Raw genomic sequence first — 22,192 nt, 5'->3', positions numbered from 1 at the left:
GGTGGCGGCCCATTCATCACGGGGAGCTATACCCCCTGTCGGAAAACAATACTTTCTCGGCCGACGATCCCGCAGGAAAATGCGGCCAAGGAGACAGTTATGTTACAGAGAACGCATTTCATTCGGGCCGGCCTGGTGGGGCTGGCCACCTTCGCGCTGGCTGGCCAGGCCATCGCCCAGGAAAAATTCCCGTCCAGGCCCGTGCGCATGATCGTCGGCTTCGGCGCCGGCGGCTCGGGCGACCTGCTGGCGCGCATTCTGGCGCAACAGATGAGCCAGACGCTCGGCCAGCAGGTGATCGTGGAGAACCGTCCGGGCGCCAGCGCCATCCCGGCCACCGAATATGCGGCTAGGGCGCCAGCCGATGGTTACACCATCATGGAGTACACGACGACGCTCGCCGTGAACACGGTGTTGCAGCCCGTGCCCTACGACCTGTTCCGCGACTTCACGCCGATCGCCTACACCTTCAGCGCGCCGCTGGTGCTGCTAACGTCTGGTACTTCGCCTAACCGGAAGGTGTCAGACCTGGTGGCGTATGCAAAGGCGAACAGCAAGGGAATTTCCTTCGGGCACGGGGGCGTGGGTTCCATGAGTCACCTGTCCGGCGAACTGTTCAAACGCGACGTGGGCATCGATGCGGTCAGCATCGCCTACAAGGGCAACGCCCCGGCGATGTCGGACCTGATCGGCGGCCGCCTCGACTACTATTTCTCGAGCGTCAACGAAGTGCTCCCGAACATCAGGGGTGGCCACCTGCACGCGCTCGCCGTCACGTCGACGCAGCGCGATCCCATGCTGCCCGACGTGCCCACGATGGTGGAGCTGGGCTACAAGGATTTCACGCCGGTGGTGAACTGGGGCTTCCTGGCGCCCAGGAACACGCCCCCGGCCGTGGTGAAGCAACTGCAGGACGCGATGATCAAGGCGCTCGGCACGCCCGCCATGCAGGAACGCCTGGCGGCCGTGGGCGCCAGCTCGCGCGGCGCGGGCGGGCCGGACGTGATGACGAGCAAGATGAAAGCGGAGATCGCCCGCTGGGAACCGGTGATCAAGGCCGCCAACATCAAGCGTGATTAAGGGTATTGGCGTGCCTCTTATGCGCGTCGGCGACGCCGGCCTCTTCTATCGGGATGACGACTTTGCCGACCCTTGGGAAGCGCATGACACGGTCATGCTGCAGCATGGCTTCGGCCGCAGCGGCAACATGTACCGCGGGTGGGTTCCCCATCTGAGCCGTGACTTCCGCGTCATCCGCATGGACCTGCGCGGCACGGGCCAGAGCGCCGACCCGGGCCCGGACGTGCGCTTTACGCTCGAGAGCTTCATGGCCGACTTCATCGGCCTGCTGGATGCGCTGGAGATCGAGCGGGTCCACTACGTGGGCGAGTCGCTGGGCAGCATCCTCGGGATCGCGCTGGCCGCCCGCCATCCGGAGCGTGTCAAGAGCCTGACGCTGGTCTCGGCCATCGTCCGCGCCCGGCCGGAAAAAACCGGTGCGGTGAACGCCGTCGGCTATCCCTCCTGGCCAGAAGCCATCCAGGCGCTCGGGATGAAGGAGTGGTGGCTGCGGTCGCGCACGGCCACCGGCGAGCTCACGGGCAATGCTGCCAAGGACAACTGGTTCGCCGAGGAGTGCGGCCGTACGCCGGTGCACGTGGCACAGGCGCTGCTGCGGTTCGTGCCGACCGTGTCCGCGCAGCCCATGCTGGCAAGTGTCCGGGCGTCGACCCTGCTTCTTTCGCCGGGCGCCAGCCGGCACACTGACCCGGAAGAACAGCAGGCCATCCTGGACGCCATCCCCGATGCCCGCCAGATCCGGTACGAGGACGCCAAACACATCGACTGCTACCTGAAGCCCGACCGGTACGCGCGCGATACGCGGGAGTTCCTGCGCGAGATCGCGCGCAGGGTTGGCTAGCTAGTCTTGCACGTCCTCGGGCGCCGGCGGGGTGAGCCGCACCCCGCGCCACGCACCGCTTTCCACCAGCGAGTGCACTATCTGCCGAAGCTCCGTGCGGACCACGGCCGAGGCCTGCGACAGCTTTTGCACCGGCAGGGCGTAGAGATAGCTCGGACGCATGATGCGCGCGTCCGAGATCGACAGGCAGCGCCAGCCGTCCAGTGAGCCGGCGGCGCGCGTGCCGGCCATGGTTTGGATGGTGGCGCCGCCAATTTCCGCCACGTAGCGCATCATCAACTGCAGCGAATCGATCTCGGCCATCATGTTCGGCTCGACGTTGGCCCGCTCGAACTCCACGTTCAGCCGTCGCCGCAGGTTGTGGCCCGGGCTCGCCAGCACCAGGGGCAGGGCGGCCACTTCCGCGAGCGTCAGCGACTCCCGCTCCGGCGGCACCAGCTTGCTGTCCACGGGCACCACGAGGAACACCTCCTCCTCGAGCAAGGGCTCCACGGTGAACTCGCTGGCCGCGGTCTTGCTGAAAAGCACGGCCACGTCCACCTGGCTCTGGCGCGCCCTTTCTTCCATGTAGATGGGGAGGCCGACGACGACGTTCAGCAGGATCCCCGGGTACTTTTCCTTGATGTGGCGCAGCATCGGCAAGCCCACTATGGCCGACGTAGAGGGCGCCAGCCCAAGGGTCACGCGGCCGTGGACGCTCGCATAGTCCTGGCGCGCGACCTGCACGGCTTCCTCCAGTTGGCGCAGCACGAACTTGGCGTGGTGGTACAGCGCCTCGCCGTTCTCGGTGGGCACGACGCCGCGCACCGAGCGCACCAGCAAGGGCTTGCCAACCTCCTCCTCCAGCCGCGTCATCTGCTGGCTGAGTGCCGGCTGCACGATGAACAGCTGGCGCGACGCCTTCGAGAGGCTGCCGCTCTCGACGATCTGCACGAAGTACTTCAACCGGCGGACATCCATGGATGCCCCGGATTTTACCGGAGGCCGAAGCGTCAGCCGCGCTTACCGCTCCGCCCAAAAAAAGCGACTCGACATTTCATGGCCCCGCGCCGAGACTAGAGCCACCAAGGACCCGAACCCATATGAACCCCCACGAAATCACTTCCAACTCCCTGAGCGTCAGCCGCGAAGAAGTCCTCCAAGCCACGCAGGCCGTGACCAGCCGCTTCGGGGACGAGTACTTCCACAAACTGGACAAGGAGGAGGGCTACCCGCACGACTACATCAAGGCCCTGATGGATGCCAAGTTGCACACGGTGATGATCCCGGAGCAGTATGGCGGCATGGGGCTGGGCTTGCAGGAGGCCTGCGTGATCGTGGAGGAGATGCACCGCTCTGGCGGCGTCGGTTCCATGATCCACGGCCAGATGTTCATGATGGGCATCCTGGCGCGCCACGGAACCGACGAACAGAAGCGCAAGATCCTCGAGGAGGTGTGCGCCGGCCGGATGCGGCTGCAGTCCTTCTCGCTGACCGAGCCCAACGCGGGCACCGACACCGCCAAGCTGCAGACCAAGGCCTGGAAGGAGGGCAGCGAGTGGGTCATCAAGGGCCAGAAGCTCTGGACCTCGCGTTTCGACTACACCGACGCGTTCATGGTGTTTGCGCGCACCAGCCCGCCCAAGGATCCGGCCAAGCCGCACCAGGGCATCTCCTCCTTCCTCGTCGACAAGCGCCAGGTCGACCCCAAGCAGTACACCAGCCGCAAGATCGACGTGATGTTCAACCATCACACATACGAAGTCTTCTACGACAACATGCGCGTGCCGGAAACCTCGCTGATCGGCGAGGAAGGCAAGGGCTTTAAGTACCTGCTCGACGGCCTGAACGCCGAGCGGATCATCATCGCCTCGGAAGCCATCGGCGACGGCCGCTGGTTCGTCGAGAAGGCGGTCAACTACGCCAAGGAGCGCGTGCTGTTCGGCAAGCCGATCGGCGCGAACCAGGGTGTCCAGTTCCCCATCGCGCTCGGCTACGCGCACCTCGAGGCGGCCGACGCCCTGCGCTGGAAGGCAGCCGCGAAGTTCGATCGCAACGAGCCGTGCGGCGGCGATGCCAACATCGCGAAGATGCTCGCCTCGGACGCATCCTGGGAGCTTGCCAACGTGTGCATGCAGACGCATGGCGGCTTCGGCCTGGCCCGGGAGTACCACATCGAGCGGCGGTTCCGCGACACGCGGGTGTTCCAGATCGCGCCGATCTCGCCCAACATGGTGCTGAACTACGTCAGCCAGCACGTGCTCGGCCTGCCGCGTTCCTATTGACGACCCGGGAGGATCCACACCATGACCGCCATCACCGCCAAGCCGCGCGGCCGCTACTTCGAGGATTTCGAGATCGGCCAGGAGTTCGTCTCGCCCGCGCGCACCGTCACTTCCACCGACATCGTCAACTTTGCCTGCCTGACTGGCGACTTCAACGAGGTGCACACCAACTTCGAGTACTGCAAGACCACGCCTTTCGGCGAGCCCATCGCGCATGGCCCGCTTGTCTACGGGATCATGGGCGGGCTGCAGTACGCCAGCGGCGTCAACGACGGCACCCTCATCGGCCTGCTGCAGATCGACGCCTGGCGCATGCTGGGACCGGTGAAGCACGGCGATACCATTCGCCTGGTGTCGAAGGTCGTCGAGAAGAAGGAAACTAGCAAGCCCGACCGCGGCGTGGTGAGCTTCCAGCGCCAGTGCGTGAAGCAGGACGGCAGCGTGGTGCAGGAGATGAAGGCCACGCTGATGTACAAGCGGCGACCGAAGGGCTGAGGTTTCGGCCCTGCTGAGAAATGCATTCACCGCAGAGGCGCCGAGGACTCGCGGGGAGCCTTTGCCCGGTCGGCCGGTTCGGTGTCGAATTCGTGGTGAAGGATGTTCAGTCGTAGGGTGGGTTCGCTGCGCGAACCCACCCTACACCAGCCATGACATCCCCGGAATTCGGTGAAGACAAGCAGCCCTGAGCGCATGCGAGGTAAGAAGTTCTGACCTCGCGGGACACTAAATACGACCCCGTTGCCGCCGGCCGCCGTCAAAAATCCAGCGCTACTGCAAGAGGAGAAACAGTTCGTGGATCCGGCGATGTCCCCCGAGATCGAGGCCGCGCGCGACATGGTCATCCACTACAGCTACATGCAGGCGGAGGTGCTGCCCGTGATGGACGGCTATGAGAAGCGCGGCGAGTTCCCGCGCGCGCTGGTGCGCAAGGCCGGCGAGGCCGGCCTCTACGGCGCGGCGTTTTCCCCGAGTCCGTGGGCGGCAGCAACGTGGGTTACCTCGCGGCCACCGTTATCCAGGAGGAGATGGGGCGGCTGGACGTGCGCTTCGCCGCCTGCCGCAACCAGCAGGGCTCCACCTGCCCCAGCTGCATCTACTTCGGCGGCACGCCGGAGCAGGTGAAGAAGTACGTGCCCGACCTGGTTGCCGCAGGACCAGCGGCATGATGTCGCTCACCGAGCCGGGCGGGGGCTCCGACCCCGAAGGCAACATAAAGACCTTCGCCCGGCGCGATGGCGACGTCTACCGCATCAGCGGGGAAGCTGGGGGCCTCGATGGCCAGCGAGACCGATGTCGGGGTGCTGCTCGCCAAGACCGACCGCAATGCCGGTGTGAAGGGCGTCACCGCCTTCATCGTGCATCCGAAGAAGTATCCCGGCTGGAACGCCCAGCCCGTGCCCATGCTGGGCCTGTCCAAGTCCATGCGTACCAACGTGCTGTTCCTGGACGACTTCGTCGTGCCGGTGGAAGACCACCTGGGCGAGGAGGGCGAGGGCTTCAAGATCGTCATCCGGGCCCTGCAGCCGGGCCGCGTCACCATCGCCGGCAATGCGCTCGGCGTCGCGCGCGCCTGCTTTGAGGAAGCGGTGCGCTACGCCAACGAGCGGGAGTTGTGTGGCCAGGCCATTGGGCGCTTCCAGATGATCCAGTCCGACATCGCGGAAATGGCGACCGCCATCGAGAACAGCCGTGCGCTGGTCTACAAGGCCGCGATCTGCATGGACAACGGACTGCCCTCCAATCGCATCGCAGCCATGGCGAAGTACCATGCGTCGCAGACCGCCAAGATGTGTGCCGACAAGGCGGTGCACATCTTCGGCGGCTACGGACTCGCCGAGGAGTACCCGGTCTCCTACTACCGCGCCTACTCCGACATGTTCTTCACCGGCGAGGGCTCGGCCAACGTGCAGAAGATCGTGATTGCGGAGGACGCCCTGGACTACAAGATCGCCGAATGCCACCATGGCAGGAGGGGGCTGCGCGAGATCCGCAAGGATGACGTGGGCGCGGAACTCGCGAAAGCGTGGAGGAGGGGCGCAGGGACGGCCCGCGCCTTGGCTGCTCAGTCCGCCTGCGCCTCGGCTTCGATGAACTCGCGGGTGCGGATCATCCGCACCGCGTCGTAGGCGATGGCGAGCTCGCCCTTCTGCGTGAGCACCTCATGCTCGGTGACCACGATGCCCCGGTCCGGCTTGCTGGTCAGCCGCTTGGACTTGAAGCGGATGCGGTTCAGCACGCTGTCGCCGGCATAGACCGGTTTCTTGAACTTCGGCGTCAGCTCCACCAGGAAGATGCCGCGCCGCCGCGTCAAGCCCGCATCGAGCACCAGGCCCTCGGCCGCGCACAGCACCATGAGCCCCGGCGCCATGCGCCCGCCGTAGGACATCTTCATGTACTTGGGGTCGGTGTAGGTGGGCGTGTTGAAGCCGTGCAGGGCGACGAAGGCGCGGATGCCCTCATCGGTGATCGGCGCCGGGCGGGTCTCGTGCGTCCAGCCCTCGCCGTATTCCTCGAAATAAAGGCCTTCATCCATGCGCGCTCCCTTACTTGCCCGGGATGGCGGTAGCCTGCACGGGTGCCGTCGCGGCCCCGAAAGCGCCCGAGCGCTCCAGCCGCGCGACGTCGGCGGCCGTCATGCGCAACTCGCGCTGCAGCACCGCATCGCGCTGCTCGCCCAGGCGCGGCACGCGCGGGCGGTGGCCGTCGTGCTCGGGCCAGGCGGCGTTGGCCGGCAGGGTGAAGGTTCCGCCGAAGCCGTCGTCCACCTCGCGCAGCGCGCCGCGTCCGCGCAGGTAGTCGTCGGTCACGACTTCCTCCATGCTCAGCACGCCCGCGGTCGGCACGTCCGCGTCGACCAGCTTGGCCGTGATCTCGGCCCGCGTATGCGCGCGGGTGAACGCCTCGACAATCTCGTGCACTACGCGCTGGTGCTTGATGCGATCGACGTAGGTGGCGAAGCGCGGGTCGGTACCCAGCTCCGGGCGGCCCATGGCGACGCAAAGGCGGCCCCAGAAATCGTCGCGGTTGCAGCCGATGTTGACCGCGCCGTCCGACGCGGGGAAGGCGCCGTAGGGCACGCCGTGGAAATTGTTGGAACCGGCGAAGTCCGATTTCGCTTCCTCGTCCACCTGCACGCGGCCCATGGCGACCGACACCATCGGCAGCATGCATTCGACCAAGCCCACGTCCAGCAGCTTACCCTGGCCCAGGCTTTCCTGGTTGCGCAGCGCCAGCAGGATGCCGGCGTGCGCGGAGACGGCCGCCATGATGTCGCCCAGCGCGAAGCCGCACCAGACCGCGTTGCCGGAGTGGTCGCGCGTGAGGCCGGTGGCGCCGGCCATGGCCTCGGCTACCATCGCCAGGCCGGCGCGGTCGGCGTGCTCGCCGGCATCCTCCAGGCCGAAGCCCGAGATGCAGGCGACGATGAGGCGCGGAAAGCGCTCGTGCAGCGCCTTCGGATGAAAGCCCAGCCGCCCAAGCGCCGCGGCGCGCATGTTGGTGACGAACACGTCGGCGGAAGCGAGCAGCTTCTCGAACACGCCGGCGCCCTCGGGGTGCTTGAGGTCGAGGACGACGCTTTCCTTGTCCCGGTTGAGGGAGGCGTAGTAGGCCGTGACCTCGCCGCCTGCACTTTTGCGGCTCGGCTTGCGATGGCGTGTGAGCTCGCCGCCGGGTGGCTCCACCTTGATGACCTGCGCTCCCTCGTCGGCAAGCATCTGGCAGCAGTACGGGCCGGCAATGAGGTGGCAGAGTTCGATGACCTTGACACCCTTGAGGGGCAGGGGTGTGGTGCTGCGTGGCATGGCGAAACGGGCGAGTGGTTGACGCTCCGATTCTGTGGGCGCGAGCTGCGTGCGTCGAGTCGTATTTTTTGGGGGAGACGGTAAGTTCCGCTGACGCACAGCGCGGGGCGGCTTGTCAGCGGCGCTTACCCGGGGGCCCAGAGCGCGCCAGGGCCGCACCCTAGGCGGTTCCGGCGCGGTGAACGCCACGGTCAATGAGCTCGACACGCATCAGTCCGCCGGGCCCGAAGTGGAAGAAACTGCATCCCCTTCGCCGACATCTGGCGTGGTTGCCAGCAAGAAGGCGTTGATGTCCTGGATATGGTGCTCGATTTCCGATCGGACCTGCGCCGGGTCGCTGGCGCGGAACGCCCGTGCAATGCGCGGATGGTGATCGACGATGCGCTCAACACGCTGGTGCACCGCATCGCCGCGCCGTGCTCACCTGCAAACGCATAAGCTGAGGCTCATTGCTTCTATAGAAAACACCGGCTTATACCGCAAAGACACTTTTTCGCCTCCGTGCGGGCACCGCTTACGTCAACGTAGGGCTGGCACACGGTTTGCAGTAGTGAAGGCTGTAGAGTCAGCGCAGATCTTCGAATTCAATGCAATACCAAAAAGGAGAAAACATGCCGCATATCGTGATCAAGATGAAGCCGGGCAGGTCCGATTCACTGAAGACCGAAATCGCACAGGCGCTCGCGCAGGCCCTCGTGTCGAGCGCGGGCGTCCCCGAGAAGGCCGTCTCGGTCGCGATCGAGGAAGTAGAGGCCGACGACTGGATGACCAAAGTCTATGAGCCCGAGATTGCGGGCAAGGCTGACACCCTGGTGAGGAAGCCAAGCTACGGCTCGCTTGCGAAATAAGCACGCGCTGCATGCCGTTTCTTGAATGGCTCACGAAGACGAGTTCTGTCGCGTTGCCGGCTGATGAACGTGTTGGGGACGGGAACGAATGCCAGTTCCTCAGGCGGGACGGATTTGCCCTGCCAATGCATAAAATTGCTCGGCAAACGACCCTTCATTGCAGTCCTTGATCATGAGCTGACTTTTTCGAATCATGTGCATCAACTCGATGCCAGCCAGGACATTTTTGGCGGCTCGAAATGACTTGAAGTTGAACATCGGCCTGGTGATGCGTTTGATGGCCCGATGGCCCTGCTCCACGATGATTGGCATTTCACCTCTGTCATTGATCTCATCCATGGCCGCTTTGTTGGCGCCGCTGTTGTCCATTGTGACCTTCTCGGGAACATCGCTGGCCTTCATGGCTTTTTCAAAGAACCGCAGGGCTGGGAGGGCCCTGTCGCGCATGGCCGTCAGCAGGAAGTCAACAGTCTTGCCTTCCTTGTCTACGGCACGGTAGAGGTATTTCCAGACGCCCTTGACCTTGATATAGGTGTCGTCCATGCGCCAGTTGCCGCCCGCCGCGCGCGCGTGCTTGCGGAACGCTTTCTCAAGAACGGGTAGAAACCGGATCGCCCAGCGGTTGATGCAGGAGTGGTCGACAACACGAACGCGCCGACCATGATGATCGGTGAGAAGGGCGCCGCGATGGTGGCCGAGGATGCGCTGCCGGCGCGCGCAGTTCCGGCCGCGTAGGGTGGGGTCGCTGCGCGAACCCACCCTACAGCAGTTATTCCAGCGGACGTTGTGGAATTCAGTGAAGAATCCGAATATCCGCGTGAGGCCGGAGGCTCGGTGAGCCTCAATCCAGCCGGTACACCCGCTTCGCGGTGCCGGCGAACAGCATCCGCTTTTCGTCGGCCGAGCAGCCCGCCGTGATCCGCTTGAACATGTTCCAAAGCGTGCCGTAGGGCACGCCCGCCTTGTCCACGGGATAGTTGGAAGACACCATGCAGCGGTTGGCGCCGAACAGCTCGATGCACGGCTCGATGTAGGGCCGCCACAGGGCGGCGAGCTGCTCCGATGTCGGCGGCGCTTCGGCCGCCGTGAAGTCGAAGTTGCCCAGGCACATCAGCAGCCCGCCCATCTTGATGGAGACGTTCGGGCATTGCGCCAGTTCCTTCATGCCGGCCAGCCAGGTGGCGTGCACCTCGGCGTCCTTCCCGGCATAGGAGGAGTGGCCTACCGGGCTGCCGGAGTGGATCACGACGATCCGCGCATCCGGATGCGCGCGCGCCAGCGCGGCGACGTCGGGCAGCTGCGGGTGGAAGACGCTGGCGTCGAGGGCCAGGCCCATGGAGGCGAGCAGGGCGACGCCCTCGCTGAACTCCGGGTCGAGGTACAGGTACGGGCGATCCGCACTGACGGGGCCCCGCACCACCGGGTCCGGGTCCCACTTGGCACGCTGGCGGATGCCGCGCAGCCGGCCGTTGGCGGCTTCCAGATGCGCTTGCAGCGCCTTGCGGGTACGAACGCCCTGCGCCAGGTCGGCAAAGGCGACGATGCCGGCAGCCGCGCGGCAATTCGTGTACTTGCCGCTGGCCGCCATCGCCGCCTGTCCCACCGCGAACTCGGTTTCACCCACCGACTTCAGGTGTTCGGGGCCGTGCGCGCGGTACATGGCATTGCACTCGACGAAAAGGCTCGCTTCGACGTTATGGCCGCTGGCGGCGATGTCGCGCGCGAACTCCTCCACGAAGTATTTGTAGCCGCTCTTGTGGTGCCAGAAGTGCACGTGCGGATCGACGATGGGCAGCGCGGGCTCCAGCGCCTCTTCGGGCGCGGCCCGAGCCAGCCAGTCTTCGTCGGGACGCTGCGTGGCGCCGAATACGACGGCTTGGCCGGGCGCAACCATCAAGCGCCCTTGAACTCGATGCCAGCCATGGCTTCCACCACGTGCCTCATGTCGTCCAGGTTGGCCGTGCCGCCGAACTCGTTGGCGCCGGCCTCGAAGTAGCTGCGCACGGCATTCGCGATCAGCATGGGCGCGCCGCAGTCGATGGCCATCCGCGCTGCCAGCCGCAGGTCCTTGGCCATGAGCGCCAGCTGGAAGTCCGCCGTGGCCTTGCCTTCGGACAACGTGGGCAGGATGCGCTCGGAGGCGCCGCTCCAGCCGGTGCTCTTGTTGATTACGGTCGCCATATCGGCCAGGGTCAGGCCGTATTTCACGCCCAGCGCCGCTGCTTCGTAGGTCAGCAGGCGGTTGCAGGAAGCCACGGTGTTCTGGATCAGCTTGGCGACGTGGCCATTGCCCGTCTGGCCGCAGTACACAACGTTGGGGCTGATGCCTGCGAGGATGGGACGCACCTTGGCGAACGGCTCCGCCGGGCCGCCGCAAATGATGGCGATCGTGCCGGCCACCGCGCCGCGCGGGCCGCCCGACACCGGCGCATCGACCAGCGGTACGCCCAGCTTCTCCAGGCCCGCGGCGATCTCGCGCGTGACGGTCGGGTCGCCCGTGGTCTGGTCCACGATGACCTTGCCCGGCGCCAGGCCTTCGGCCAGGCCGCCCTTGCCGAATACCACCTCGCGCACGATGGCCGAAGTGGGGACGCAGACGAAGATCACGTCGCATTCGCGGGCCAGCGTCGGCAGGTCGGGCGCCGCAATCGCGCCTTCCGCCTCGAAGGCCCGCACGACCTCGGGCCGCGCGTCGTACACGCGCATCTTGCGGGAGAGCATCAGGCGGCGCGTGAGTGCACCGCCCATGGCGCCCAGGCCCACGTAGCCCACGCGCATCTCCTTGGCGTCGGCAGCCGCCGCCGGCGGCGGCGCGTCCTTGTGCTCGTCGGCAATGCGCGTGCGCGCCATGCCTTCGATCAGGCCCAGCACCTCTTCCAGCTGCGCCTGGTCGCCCAGCTGGCTGACGCCGATCTGCAGTAGCCCGCGCACGACGTTCGTGATCGGCGTCGGCGCCCCGGCTTCCATGCCCAGCGCGACGGCCTGGTTCATGTCTTTGAGCATCAGCGACATGGCGAAACTGGAGGCGGAGGGGGTGCCGTCCACCATCTTCTGCAGCATCAGCTTGGAGGTGCGGTTGCGGCCCGACCCCTTGTTGACCACGTCGGTGATCGCGGCGAGGGAGAGGCCCATCTTGCGGCCCATCGCCACCACTTCCAGCGTCGCGAGGCGGCAGCCCGCGCTCAGCACGTTGTTCACCAGCTTCATCGCCTGGCCGTCGCCGACGCGGCTGCCGCAGCGGAACACGTTGGGGCTGATCGCGGTGAGCGCCGGCAGGGCGCGGTCATAGTCGGCGTCGGAGCCGGAAGCCATGATGCTGATGGTGCCGCCGGCAGCGCCGGCGACGCCGCCGGACACCGGCGCATCGATCATCGCGACGCCGCGCTCCGCCAGCTGGCGCGCGATCTCGCGCGTCTCGCCGGGGACGCCGCTGGTCTGGTCGATGACCAGCTTGCCCGGCGCAAGTCCTTCCGCCAGGCCGCCGGCGCCGAAGATCACCTGGCGCACGTCGGCGCTGCGCGGCAGGCACAGCAGGACGACGTCGCACTGGCGCGCGAGTTCCGCGGCGCTGGGCGCCGCCTTGGCGCCATGTTTCCCGAAAGCGGCGACGGCCGCGCCGTTGAGGTCCCAGACGACGAGCTGGTGCGTGGGCAGGAACCTTCCCGCCAGCGCGCTGCCCATGGCGCCAAGGCCGATGTAGCCGATCTGCATATCGTGCGCTCCGGGGTTACTTCTGATCGGCTTCGAACAGATCCAGCGCCGCCTTCCCGGCGGCTAGTCCCGCGGGCCACCCTGCGTAGAAGGTGACCTGCACGACCAGGCCGCGAAGCTCGTCCAACGTGATGCCGGCTTCGACCCCGCGACGCATCCACACCTTGAGTTCGTCCACCTTGCCGCCGGCGGCGAGCACGCTGCAAGTGACCAGGATCCGGTCGCGGTAAGACAACTCAGGCTGTTTCCATACGTCGCCCAACAGCACCTCCTCGCGAATGCGGGCGAGTTGCGGCACGTTCTTGTAGACGCGGGCGGAATCGGTTGTAGAGGTGGGTTGCATGCGTTGGCTCCTGGAAATGATTGCGGGAATGGTCGAGATGGGTGCAAGAGACGTGCCCGTCGTCGTGCGAAAGCGGACGGCGAATTCAGGCCTGTGTCATGTCCTGTCTGCGGACATGTGTCTGTCGCGACGACGTTTCTGCCAATCTCGCGGGCACGCAACGTGCTGCGGCAGGCGCACGTGGGCTGGCACTGCAGTTGCGTTGTTACGTGCCACTCAACAACAAAGAGGCCAGTGTTCTGATGACAGCAAAAACCTATGTGCTGATCCATGGCGCCTACCACGGCGCCTGGTGCTGGAAAGACGTCGCGTCCGGCCTGAGGGCGCTCGGCCATATAGTGGTCACACCGACATGGACCGGTCTCGGCGAACGTTCGCACCTGCTGAAGTTCGAACCGACGCTGCAGACCTTCATTGACGACGTCGCGCAGGTGATCCGCTACGAAGACCTGCAGGATGTCGTCCTGGTCGGCCACAGCTTCGCAGGATCCGTGGTGTCGGCACTGGCGGACCGGATGCCGGAGCGCCTGCGCCACCTGATTTATCTCGACGCGCTGGTGCTTCGTGCAGGAGAGTCCTCCGCCAGCCGCTCGCCCGAACGCGCGGCCGCCTACCGTGAGCGCGCTTTCACCGCGGGGGACGGCGTGGGCATCCCGCCCGGTCCGCCCGAGCATTTCGGCATCACCGATCTGCAGCAGGCGGCCTGGGTCCGCACGAAGCTGACGCCGCATCCGCTGCAGACCTACTACGACAGGCTGCAGTTGCAGCATCCGCTGGGCAACGGGCTGCCGGCGACCTACATCGCCTGCTCTGAACCCTACTTCGCGAGCACCGTCCTTTCGCGCGAGATCGCGCAGTCGATGCCCGGATGGCGCTATCTGGAGATTCCCACCGCCCACGACGCGATGCTGCTGATGCCGCGCGAACTCACGACGCTGCTGGCTGGCATCGATTGAGAGCCGGTGCGGCGGCAAGCGCGAGGACCGCATTCGCGATCAGCAGCGGCGCTCCGGCCCGCACCGCCTCTTCGGCGGCGCCCCGCAGGTGGGCCATCCAGGGCTGCAGCAAGGCCGTCGCGTCACCGCCTTCGACGAACTCGGGCAGCAAGCGCTTCGCCGCGGCGCTGGAGCCCGAGGCAACCGCGAGAACGCTGGCGATCGCATCCAGGGCCAGCCCGTAGCGGCGCGCCACAGCCACGGCTTCCCAGGTGAGCGCGATGTTGGAGGCAGCGACCAGCGCCTCGACCGTGGCCAGGGCTTCGGGGACCGCCTCGCCGCCGGGCGCGGCGACCTTCGTGCTGGCCATCGTTTCCATCAACTGGGCAACCTGGTCGAGTTGCGCCCGATCGCCGAGCGTGTTGACGCCGACCTGGTGTAGGCCCCGGACCAAGCCCGCCAGCGGCATGGGCACGCCCAGTTCGCGGCCCAGCGTCGTGGACTGGTTAAGGTCCTTCAGCATCAAGGCCAGCGCGAAATTGCTGGCGGCCTTGCCTTCGGCCAGGGCGGGCAGCATCACCTGGGTCGTCCGGTTCCTGGCAGCACCGCGATTCAGCATTTCGGTGATCGCGGCCAGCGAGAGCCCCAGCTTGCGGCCCAGCGCCGCCGCCTCCAGCGTTGCCAGCCGGCACCCGGCGTTGATGGTGTTGTTGACCAGCTTCATGGCCTGCGCATCACCCAGGCGCGAGCCGCAGCGCAGCACATGGGCCGCCAGTTCCCGCAGCACGGGCAGCGCGCGCTCGCAGGCCGCGTCCGTGCCGGACACCATGATCGTGCCGCGTCCGGCGGCCACCACCTCCGGATTGCCGGAGACCGGTGCATCTACCATCGCGACGCCGCGCACGGCGAGTTCGTCCGCAATGGTCGCGGTCTCCTGCGGCGTGCCGCTGGTCTGGTCGATGACCAGCTGGCCGGCGGCGAGTTCGTTCGCGAGCCCACCGGCGCCGAAGATCACCTGGCGTACGTCGGCGCTGCGCGGCAGGCAGAGCATCACGATGTCGCTGTCGCGCGCGACTTCGGCCGCGCAGGCAGCCGCCATGGCGCCGAGCTGCGCGAAGGCGGACATCGCTGCGGGATTCAGGTCCCACACCCGCAGTTCGTGGCCGGCGAGCAGACGGCGCGCAAGCGCGCTGCCCATCGCGCCCAGGCCGATGTAGCCGATCCGCATTCAGTGCCCCTTGCCCGTGGTGAATCCGCCGTCGCCGACATACACCGGCCGGTTTGTGGTGCCGATGCGATTGCTGAACCCGCTCATGGTTGCTGGTCTCCTGGAACTTGCGTTGCGGTGCTGGAAGCAACACCCATGCCATCGCAGGCGGGGGGCGAGGCTGCGAGGGGTATGTCCGCGTTGACGACAGGTGTGCGCGGCGGGGACGTTTTGCTGGCCGTGATGTGCGCGCGCAGGCGCAGGAAGGCCCGATTTCGTCTGGCATCCTTCTTGCCTCGTAGATCCATGTGATCACATCGACGGATACATACGACTACATCATCGTCGGCGCCGGCTCGGCCGGTTGCGCCGTGGCCCGGCGCCTGTCCGATGACCCGCAGTTGCGCGTGCTGCTGCTGGAGGCCGGGCCGCCGGCCAACGACTTCTGGGTGCGCACGCCTGCGGGCATGGCGAAGCTGTTCAAGTCCGAGCGCTACAACTGGCAGTTCCACACCGAGCCGGTGCCGACGCTGCGCAACCGCAAGCTCTATTGGCCCCGCGGCAAGGCGCTGGGCGGCAGCAGCGCGATCAACGGCATGGTGTACGTGCGCGGCGACCGCCGCGATTTCGACCACTGGGCGCAACTCGGGAACCCGGGCTGGAGCTGGAATGAAGTGCTGCCGTACTTCAAGCGGTCGGAATGCAATACTCGCGGCGCCGGCCCCTTCCATGGTGTCGAGGGCCCGTTGGCCGTCAGCGACCCGGCCGTGCGGCATCCATCGCTTTGCGACTTCATCACGTCGGCCTGCCGGACCGGCCTGCCGCTGGTCGACGACTTCAATGCGGGTGAGCACGAAGGCGCGGGCTTGCTGCAGGCCAACATCCGCCGAGGCGTCCGCCACTCGGCATACGGCGCCTTTCTCGCGCCCATTCGCCAGCGGCCCAACCTGATGGTCCGCACCAACATTCATGTCCGGCGCGTTCTGATGCGCGGCCGCGAAGCGACCGGCGTTGAAGTGCTGCACGAGGGCCAGGTTCGCAGCTTCGCCGCGGCGCGGGAGGTGATTGTCTGTGCCGGCGCGCTGAGCTCGCCGCAGCTGCTGATGCTGTCCGGCATCGGCAATGGCGAGGTACTGCAGCGGCACGGCATCTCCACCGTGCTGCACGCGCCTGGCGTCGGCCAGAACCTGCAGGACCACTTCTCGGTCCGGGTGCAGTTCCGCACCACCCGCGAGAGCTCCTACAACCACGACCTCATCGGCTGGCGCAAATACTGGCAGGGCGCACGCTACCTGGTCACCCGGGGCGGCTATCTCGCCATGCCCTCGTCCTCGGCCGCGGCTTTCGTCCGCAGCGGCCCAGGCGTGGACTATCCGGACCTGGAGATCAGCTTCCGCCCGATGACCTTCACGTACAGGGACAGCGGCCAGGTGGACGTCGACGGCTACGATGCCGTCGGGGCCTCCGTGTACCGCGTGCGGCCGGCCTCGCGCGGCGAGGTGGCGCTGCGCTCGCCGGACCCGATGCAGGCGCCGGCATTCCATCCCAATTACCTGGGCACCGCCGAGGACGTCGAAGCCACGCTTTCGGGGCTGCGGCGCTTGCGCGCGATCGTGGCGACCGAGCCCATGGCGTCGCGGGTCCTCGGGGAACTGGTGCCAGGCCCCGGCGTGCAGACCGACGAACAGTGGATCGACTACATGGAGCGGGAGGGGCACTGCGCCTTCCATCCGGCGGGCACCTGCAAGATGGGCAGCGACCCACTGGCGGTGGTCGACGCGCGCCTGCGCGTGCTCGGGGTCGAGCGGCTGCGTGTCGTGGACGCTTCCATCATGCCGGTCGTCACCTCGGGCAACACCAACGCGCCCACCATCATGATCGGCGAGAAGGGCGCGGACATGATCCGCGCCGACCGCCTTCCGGCCCGCGCCAACGCGCAGGCCCTCACCTGACATTCCCTGGATCCAACGACCATGCTACCTGACGTCTCCACCTCCGCGCCTGCGAGGAACACCGCCGGCTACCGCAAGGCCATGGACTGGCTGCGGTCCGGACCCAAGCAGCTGCTGATCGGCGGGCGCTGGGTCCCGGCCCTGTCCGGCAAGACCTTCGAGACCATTGACCCCGCCACCGAGGAATCATTGGGACACGTCGCGGAAGCGGCGGCCGCCGATGTCGACCTCGCAGTGGCCGCCGCGCGCCGCGCCTTCGAGGCGCCGACCTGGAGCGGCATCTCGCCGCATGCGCGCGCCCGCTTCCTGCTGAAGATCGCCGAGGCGGTGGAGCAGAACGCCGAGGAACTCGCGGTGCTGGAGGCGCTGGACGTCGGCGCGCCGCTGGCCTTCGCGCAGCGCCACGTGGCCCATGTGGCGGAGACCTTCCGCTACTACGCCGGCTGGCCGACCAAGATCCTCGGCACCACCAATCCCACCGACGGCTCCCGCTTCATCTACATGCTGCGCGAACCGATGGGCGTGTGCGCCCTGATCAACGCCTGGAACGTGCCGCTGGTGATGGCCGCCACCAAGATCGCGCCCGCGCTTGCCTGCGGCAACACGGTGGTACTAAAGCCGGCGGAGCAGACGCCGCTGACGACGCTGCGGCTGGCGGAGCTGATCGAGGAGATCGGCCTGCCGTCCGGCGTGCTGAACGTGGTGCCGGGATATGGTGCCAAGGCCGGCGCGGCCATGTCGGCGCACCCGGACATCGACAAGATCGCCTTCACCGGTTCCACCGCCGTCGGCCGCCAGATCATGCAGGCTGCGGCCGGCAACATGAAGAAGGTGACCCTGGAGCTGGGTGGCAAATCGCCGAACATCGTCTTCCCCGATGCCGACCTGGACCGCGCCGTGGAGACCGCGGTGGTCGCGTTCTGCCGCAACTCCGGGCAGATCTGCTCGGCGGGCACCCGCCTGTTCGTGCACGAGAGCCTGCAGGACGAAGTGACCGAACGGGTGGCGAAGCTCGCCGCCACCTACAAGGTGGGCTCGCCGTTCGACCCCAACACCAACATGGGCCCGCTGATCTCCGGCCGCCAGATGGGCCGCGTGTTGTCGTACATGGATGCGGGCCGCAGCGAAGGCGCGCGGCTCACCCTGGGCGGTGCGCGGATCGGCGATGTCGGTTATTTCGTGCAGCCCACAGTGTTCGCCTCGGTGTCCAACAGGATGACCATCGCGCGCGAGGAGATTTTCGGCCCGGTGCTGTCGATCATCCCCTTCAAGGATGAAGACGACGCCGTCCTGCAAGGCAACGACACCGAATACGGCCTGGCCGCGGCCGTGTGGACGCGCGACGCGAGCCGCGCGCACCGCGTGGCGCGCGCGCTGAAGGCCGGCCGCGTCTGGATCAACACCTATGCGGAGAGCGATCCTGTGATGTCCATGGGCGGCTACAAGCAGTCCGGCTTCGGCCGCGAGATGGGCGCGGAGTCCATCGAGGCCTACACCCAGACCAAGTCCGTCCTCATGCGGCTGTAACCCCCCTTATTCCCTAGGAGACCCGAGAATGAAACACCGCTTCATCCATTCGCTGCTTGCGCTGGGCATTGCCCTCGCCACGTCGGCCGCCGTCGCGGCCGACGCGTTCCCCTCGCACCCCATTCGCATCGTCGTGAACACTGCGCCGGGCGGCCTCACCGACATCACCACGCGCCTGGTCGCGCAGAAGATGAGCGAAAACCTGGGTCAGTCGGTCATAGTCGAAAACCGCGCCGGCGGTGACGGCCTGATCGGCATCCGGGCGGTGAAGCAGGCGCGAGCCGACGGCTACACGCTCCTCGGAACCGCCTCCACGATCGCCATCCAGCCCGCGGTGAAGCTGGACCCGGGCTACGATCTGCTGAAGGACTTCACCGGCGTCGGCCCAATGTCGCAGTCGCCGCTGCTGATCGTGGAGGCCACCAGCCAGAGTGACAAGACGCTCGGCGACCTGATGGCGCGGGTCAAGGCTAACCCGAATAAGCTGACCTACGCATCGGCGGGTGTCGGCACCACCACGCACCTCGCGGCAGCCCTGTTCCTGCAGGAAAGCGGCCTGAAGATGATGCATGTCCCGTACAAGGGCAACGGCGCTGCGTTCCCGGACGTGCTCTCCGGCCGCGTCACCATCATCTTCGATGCCTATGGCAGCAGCGCCGCGCAGGTCAAGGGCGGCAAGCTGCGGGCGCTCGCTGTCACGTCGAAGAAGCGGCTGTCCGCCATGCCGGAAATGCCGACCGTCGCCGAGCAAGGTATTCCCAACTACAGCTACGAGCTGTGGCTCGGCATCGTCGCCCCCGCCGGCACGCCGAAAGACGTCGTGCAGCGCCTGTCGCAGGCGCTGCACAGCGCGACCTCCAGCAAAGAAGTGCAGGAGCGGCTGCACGAATGGGGTTCGGAGCCGATGCAGCAGACACCCGAAGAATTCACCCAGTTGCTGCGCGCCGACCTCGCCCGGTACTCGAAGCTGGTGGCGGATCTCAGCATTCCCAAGCAGTAACCCTTCCGGCCCGCGCGGCGGGCCTTCCCGAGTCCCTGACCATGCACAAGCTCGTCCTGCTCCGCCGCGGAGAATCCAGCCGACCTGCCGAATGTGCCCACGATCGCCGAACAGGGCGTGCCGGGCTACAGCGATTACCTCTGGCTCGGCCTGCTGGCGCCGGCCGGCACGCCGAAGGACGTCTTGGCCAAGCTGTCGGATACGCTGCACTATGCCCTGAACACCAAGGAGCTGCAGGACCGCATGCGCGACGACGGCGCCGAGCCCATGATCATGTCGCCGGACGAGTACAACGAGTTCCTGAAGCGCGACGTGGCGCACTGAACAAGCTCGTCAACGAGCAGGGCATCCAGAAGCAATGAGCCCGCGCCAGTGAGCACGCCCCGCAGCGCGAGCCAACTGCGCTCGGAACTCGGCCCCGTCATCGCGGCGCACATCTGCCTGCACGCCGCCATGACCGGGGCGCGCATGGCCGCGCCGCTGTTCGCCTTGGGCCATGGCTACGGCAAGGCCGCCGCCGGCGTGCTGGTGGCGCTGTTCGCTGCGACCCAGATTTTCCTGTCGCTGCCGGCCGGGCGTTTCGCCGACCGGAACGGGCTGAAGAAGCCGGTGCGGCTAAGCGTGGTGGTCACGTCGCTGGGCGTCGGCCTCGCGGCAATCTGGCCGGTCTTTCCCGTGCTGTGCGTGACGGCCCTGCTCTGCGGCGGCGCGGTCGGCGCGGCAACCATCGCGCTGCAGCGCCACGTCGGCCGCATGGCGGCGAGCCCCCGCGAGTTGCGCCAGGTGTTCGCCTGGATCTCCGTCGCGCCGGCCGCCTCCGGCTTCCTGGGCCCGCTCGCGGCGGGCCTCATGATCGACCATGGCGGCTATCGTCCGGCCTTCGCGCTGCTCGCGGCGCTGCCGCTGCTGGCCGGGGTGCTGCTGCTGCGCGTGCGCGAACTGCCGATCGAAGGCGCACCGGCTGGGCAGAAGACGGCGGCCTGGGACCTGCTGCGCGATCCCGGCCTGCGGCGGCTGTTGATCATGAACTGGTTCATGAACTCCTCCTGGGATCTGCACGGCTTCATGGTGCCGCTGCTCGGGCACGAGCGAGGCCTGCCGGCTTCGGTGATCGGCAGCATCCTGGGCAGCTTCGCCATCGGCGCGGCCATCGTGCGCGTGTTGATCCCGGTGTTCGCCCGCCGGGTGCGCGAGTGGGCGCTGATCACCGGCGCCACCGCCGTGGCGGGCCTGGGCTTCCTGCTCTATCCCTTCACGCCTTCGGCGGCCACCATGGGCCTGTGCTCGGTCGCCATCGGCGCGGCGCTCGGGCTGGTGCAGCCGATGGTCATGAGCATGCTGCACCAGATCACGCCCAGGCACCGCCACGGCGAGGCTCTCGCCGTGCGGCTGATCCTGGTCAACCTGTCCAGCGTCGGCATGCCCATGATGTTCGGTGCGGTGGGCGGCGTGCTGGGCGCGAGCGGCGTGTTCTGGGCAATGGGCACGATCATCGGCGTGGGTAGCCACCTGGGCACGGGGCTGCGCCACCTCGGGGAGGACGCGGCAGAGCCGTAGGCCGGCGGCCGCCAGCGGCGGCCGAAAGGTGAGCCGCGCGACCCCGACTCTTCGACCCTCAGTCCATCGTCAGCACCAGCCGCCCGCTGGCCTGGCGCGTGTCGATCAACCGGAAAGCCTCGGCGAACTCGCGCAGCGGCAGCGTCTTCATGACCGGTGCGCGCAGCGCCCCGCGCTCCCACAGTGCCGACAGGGCGGCATGGGCCCGGGCGACGCGCTGGGGCTGACGGTCCCGGTAGTCCGTCCATTGCAGGCCCAGCGCCGCAATGTTCTTCACCAGCAGGTGGCCGGCCTTGATGTCGGGAATGCGACCGGCGGCGAAGCCCACCGCGACGATGCGGCCACACCAGGCCATGGCGCGCAGGGCGGCGTCGAAGGCGTCGCCGCCCAGGGTTTCGATCACGACGTCCACGCCCTGGCCGCCAGTGGCGGCATGCACCTGGTCGCGCAGGCTGTTGCGCAGGTCGGGCGCGGACAGGTCTATGAAGTGGCACTGCGTTCCCGCGAGCACCGAGCGCGCCCGCTCCAGGTTGCTGGCGGCAGCGAGCACGGTGCCGCCCAGCGCGCTGGCGATTTGCACGGCCGCCTGGCCCACCGCACCGCTGGCGCCGGTCACCAGGACCCGGTCGCCCGGTTCGAAGGCGCCGCGCTCCAGCAGCGCGAACCAGGCGGTCTGCGCGGCCAAGCCGAGCGACACGGCATCGACAAAGTTCATGCCGGCCGGCAAGGGCAGGCACTGGTCTTCGCGGGCCAGCGCCTGGGTGGCGAAGGTGCCGTATTCCACGTGGAGCAGCACGCGGTCACCCGGCTTCACGCGGTTCACCCCCGCGCCCACCGCGCGCACGACGCCCGCGGCATCCTTGCCCGGCGTGAACGGCAGCGGCGGGACGGTCTGGTAGCGGCCGGTGACGACCAGCAGGTCGGGGTAATTGACCGCGGCGGCCTGGACGTCGACTAGGACTTGGCCGGCGCCTGGCGTGAGGTTCGGGATGTCCTCGGTGCAATGGCTGTCGATGGGCCCTGGTTTTCTAACCTGGACGGCAAGCATGGGGAAACTCCTTGGAATGGTCGGAACGCCTGGTGATGCAAGGTGCGTGCCGAGCACCTTCGCCTGCTGCGCCCCC

22 protein-coding genes and 2 pseudogenes are annotated in these 22,192 nt (G+C 67.2%); 14 read left to right on the top strand and 10 right to left on the bottom strand.

From position 1 onward, the window contains the following. Positions 1-99: 99 nt before the first annotated feature. Together EUB48_RS15920 and EUB48_RS15915 are read left to right on the top strand one after the other, a co-directional pair. Complete coding sequence (locus EUB48_RS15920; protein ID WP_142820043.1) at positions 100-1,080, top strand: Bug family tripartite tricarboxylate transporter substrate binding protein; 981 nt, start codon at positions 100-102, stop codon at positions 1,078-1,080. 19 nt (positions 1,081-1,099) lie between these two features. Further along, complete coding sequence (locus EUB48_RS15915) at positions 1,100-1,921, top strand: alpha/beta fold hydrolase (protein ID WP_142820042.1); 822 nt, start codon at positions 1,100-1,102, stop codon at positions 1,919-1,921. Here EUB48_RS15915 and EUB48_RS15910 read toward each other — a convergent pair whose 3' ends face one another. Beyond that, a complete protein-coding gene (locus EUB48_RS15910) occupies positions 1,922-2,881 on the bottom strand; it encodes a LysR substrate-binding domain-containing protein (protein WP_142820041.1) in 960 nt (319 codons plus the stop codon). Positions 2,882-3,003: 122 nt separating this feature from the next. Here EUB48_RS15910 and EUB48_RS15905 point away from each other — a divergent pair, with 122 nt between their 5' ends. From EUB48_RS15905 to EUB48_RS15890, 5 genes and pseudogenes are all read left to right on the top strand, one after another. Next, a complete protein-coding gene (locus EUB48_RS15905) occupies positions 3,004-4,185 on the top strand; it encodes an acyl-CoA dehydrogenase family protein (RefSeq protein ID WP_142820040.1) in 1,182 nt (393 codons plus the stop codon). A 21-nt stretch (positions 4,186-4,206) separates the two neighbouring features. Beyond that, a complete protein-coding gene (locus EUB48_RS15900; RefSeq protein WP_142820039.1) occupies positions 4,207-4,680 on the top strand; it encodes a MaoC/PaaZ C-terminal domain-containing protein in 474 nt (157 codons plus the stop codon). 309 nt (positions 4,681-4,989) lie between these two features. Further along, a pseudogene (locus EUB48_RS22065) lies at positions 4,990-5,136 on the top strand (acyl-CoA dehydrogenase family protein); the annotation flags it as partial. 23 nt (positions 5,137-5,159) lie between these two features. Next, positions 5,160-5,351, top strand: coding sequence for an acyl-CoA dehydrogenase family protein (locus tag EUB48_RS15895; protein ID WP_142820038.1), 192 nt, complete (start codon positions 5,160-5,162; stop codon positions 5,349-5,351). A gap of 108 nt (positions 5,352-5,459) precedes the next feature. Then, positions 5,460-6,311 (top strand): acyl-CoA dehydrogenase family protein, encoded by an 852-nt coding sequence (locus EUB48_RS15890; protein WP_168226762.1) that lies wholly within the window; start codon positions 5,460-5,462, stop codon positions 6,309-6,311. On the opposite strand, the gene EUB48_RS15885 is transcribed toward EUB48_RS15890, so the two are convergent. The 3 genes from EUB48_RS15885 to EUB48_RS15875 form a co-directional block, all read right to left on the bottom strand. Next, positions 6,248-6,718: a MaoC family dehydratase gene (locus tag EUB48_RS15885; protein WP_142820036.1), complete on the bottom strand. Its 471-nt coding sequence runs from the start codon at positions 6,716-6,718 to the stop codon at positions 6,248-6,250. The genes EUB48_RS15890 and EUB48_RS15885 overlap by 64 nt on opposite strands. Positions 6,719-6,728: 10 nt before the next feature. Continuing rightward, complete coding sequence (locus EUB48_RS15880) at positions 6,729-7,988, bottom strand: CaiB/BaiF CoA transferase family protein (protein WP_142820035.1); 1,260 nt, start codon at positions 7,986-7,988, stop codon at positions 6,729-6,731. Positions 7,989-8,198: 210 nt separating this feature from the next. Beyond that, positions 8,199-8,390 carry a hypothetical protein gene (locus tag EUB48_RS15875; protein ID WP_142820034.1) on the bottom strand — a complete coding sequence of 64 codons (192 nt, stop codon included), beginning with the start codon at positions 8,388-8,390 and terminating at the stop codon, positions 8,199-8,201. A 185-nt stretch (positions 8,391-8,575) separates the two neighbouring features. On the opposite strand from EUB48_RS15875, the gene EUB48_RS15870 reads away from it, so the two are divergent. Next, entirely contained in the window at positions 8,576-8,836 is a 261-nt protein-coding gene (locus EUB48_RS15870; RefSeq protein WP_142820033.1) for a tautomerase family protein, read from the top strand. Between the two features lie 99 nt (positions 8,837-8,935). Here the strand turns inward: EUB48_RS15870 and EUB48_RS15865 are convergent. The 4 genes and pseudogenes from EUB48_RS15865 to EUB48_RS15850 all read right to left on the bottom strand — a co-directional run. Further along, positions 8,936-9,478 (bottom strand): annotated as a pseudogene (locus EUB48_RS15865) (IS6 family transposase); the annotation flags it as partial. A gap of 199 nt (positions 9,479-9,677) precedes the next feature. Next, positions 9,678-10,730, bottom strand: coding sequence for an amidohydrolase family protein (locus EUB48_RS15860; RefSeq protein WP_142820032.1), 1,053 nt, complete (start codon positions 10,728-10,730; stop codon positions 9,678-9,680). After that, positions 10,730-12,547 (bottom strand): NAD(P)-dependent oxidoreductase, encoded by a 1,818-nt coding sequence (locus EUB48_RS15855; RefSeq protein WP_142820031.1) that lies wholly within the window; start codon positions 12,545-12,547, stop codon positions 10,730-10,732. The genes EUB48_RS15860 and EUB48_RS15855 overlap by 1 nt, the downstream gene beginning before the upstream one ends. A gap of 16 nt (positions 12,548-12,563) precedes the next feature. Next, complete coding sequence (locus EUB48_RS15850; protein ID WP_142820030.1) at positions 12,564-12,890, bottom strand: carboxymuconolactone decarboxylase family protein; 327 nt, start codon at positions 12,888-12,890, stop codon at positions 12,564-12,566. A gap of 242 nt (positions 12,891-13,132) precedes the next feature. On the opposite strand from EUB48_RS15850, the gene EUB48_RS15845 reads away from it, so the two are divergent. Then, the gene (locus EUB48_RS15845) at positions 13,133-13,846 is read left to right on the top strand and encodes an alpha/beta fold hydrolase (protein ID WP_142820029.1); all 714 of its coding nucleotides are present in this window, start codon (positions 13,133-13,135) and stop codon (positions 13,844-13,846) included. On the opposite strand, the gene EUB48_RS15840 is transcribed toward EUB48_RS15845, so the two are convergent. Continuing rightward, positions 13,818-15,053, bottom strand: a complete 1,236-nt coding sequence (locus EUB48_RS15840; protein ID WP_142820028.1) for an NAD(P)-dependent oxidoreductase — start codon at positions 15,051-15,053, stop codon at positions 13,818-13,820. The genes EUB48_RS15845 and EUB48_RS15840 overlap by 29 nt on opposite strands. A gap of 287 nt (positions 15,054-15,340) precedes the next feature. On the opposite strand from EUB48_RS15840, the gene EUB48_RS15835 reads away from it, so the two are divergent. From EUB48_RS15835 to EUB48_RS15815, 5 genes are all read left to right on the top strand, one after another. Then, on the top strand, positions 15,341-16,984 hold the full coding sequence (locus EUB48_RS15835; RefSeq protein ID WP_244618233.1) for a GMC family oxidoreductase: 1,644 nt from the start codon (positions 15,341-15,343) through the stop codon (positions 16,982-16,984). Between the two features lie 81 nt (positions 16,985-17,065). Then, the gene (locus EUB48_RS15830) at positions 17,066-18,511 is read left to right on the top strand and encodes an aldehyde dehydrogenase family protein (protein ID WP_210411766.1); all 1,446 of its coding nucleotides are present in this window, start codon (positions 17,066-17,068) and stop codon (positions 18,509-18,511) included. Between the two features lie 28 nt (positions 18,512-18,539). Further along, the gene (locus EUB48_RS15825; RefSeq protein WP_142820026.1) at positions 18,540-19,511 is read left to right on the top strand and encodes a Bug family tripartite tricarboxylate transporter substrate binding protein; all 972 of its coding nucleotides are present in this window, start codon (positions 18,540-18,542) and stop codon (positions 19,509-19,511) included. Positions 19,512-19,595: 84 nt separating this feature from the next. Continuing rightward, complete coding sequence (locus EUB48_RS15820) at positions 19,596-19,835, top strand: Bug family tripartite tricarboxylate transporter substrate binding protein (protein WP_142820025.1); 240 nt, start codon at positions 19,596-19,598, stop codon at positions 19,833-19,835. A gap of 75 nt (positions 19,836-19,910) precedes the next feature. Beyond that, complete coding sequence (locus EUB48_RS15815; RefSeq protein WP_420821456.1) at positions 19,911-21,068, top strand: MFS transporter; 1,158 nt, start codon at positions 19,911-19,913, stop codon at positions 21,066-21,068. A 58-nt stretch (positions 21,069-21,126) separates the two neighbouring features. On the opposite strand, the gene EUB48_RS15810 is transcribed toward EUB48_RS15815, so the two are convergent. Next, positions 21,127-22,116: an NADPH:quinone oxidoreductase family protein gene (locus EUB48_RS15810; RefSeq protein WP_142820024.1), complete on the bottom strand. Its 990-nt coding sequence runs from the start codon at positions 22,114-22,116 to the stop codon at positions 21,127-21,129. Positions 22,117-22,192 lie beyond the last annotated feature (76 nt).

Origin of the sequence: Rhodoferax sediminis (genome assembly GCF_006970865.1) — a bacterium.
GTDB classification, from domain to species: Bacteria; Pseudomonadota; Gammaproteobacteria; order Burkholderiales; family Burkholderiaceae_C; genus Rhodoferax_A; species Rhodoferax_A sediminis.
The sequence above is the reverse complement of the archived record's forward strand: the minus strand, read 5'-3'. Positions and strand labels throughout refer to the sequence as shown.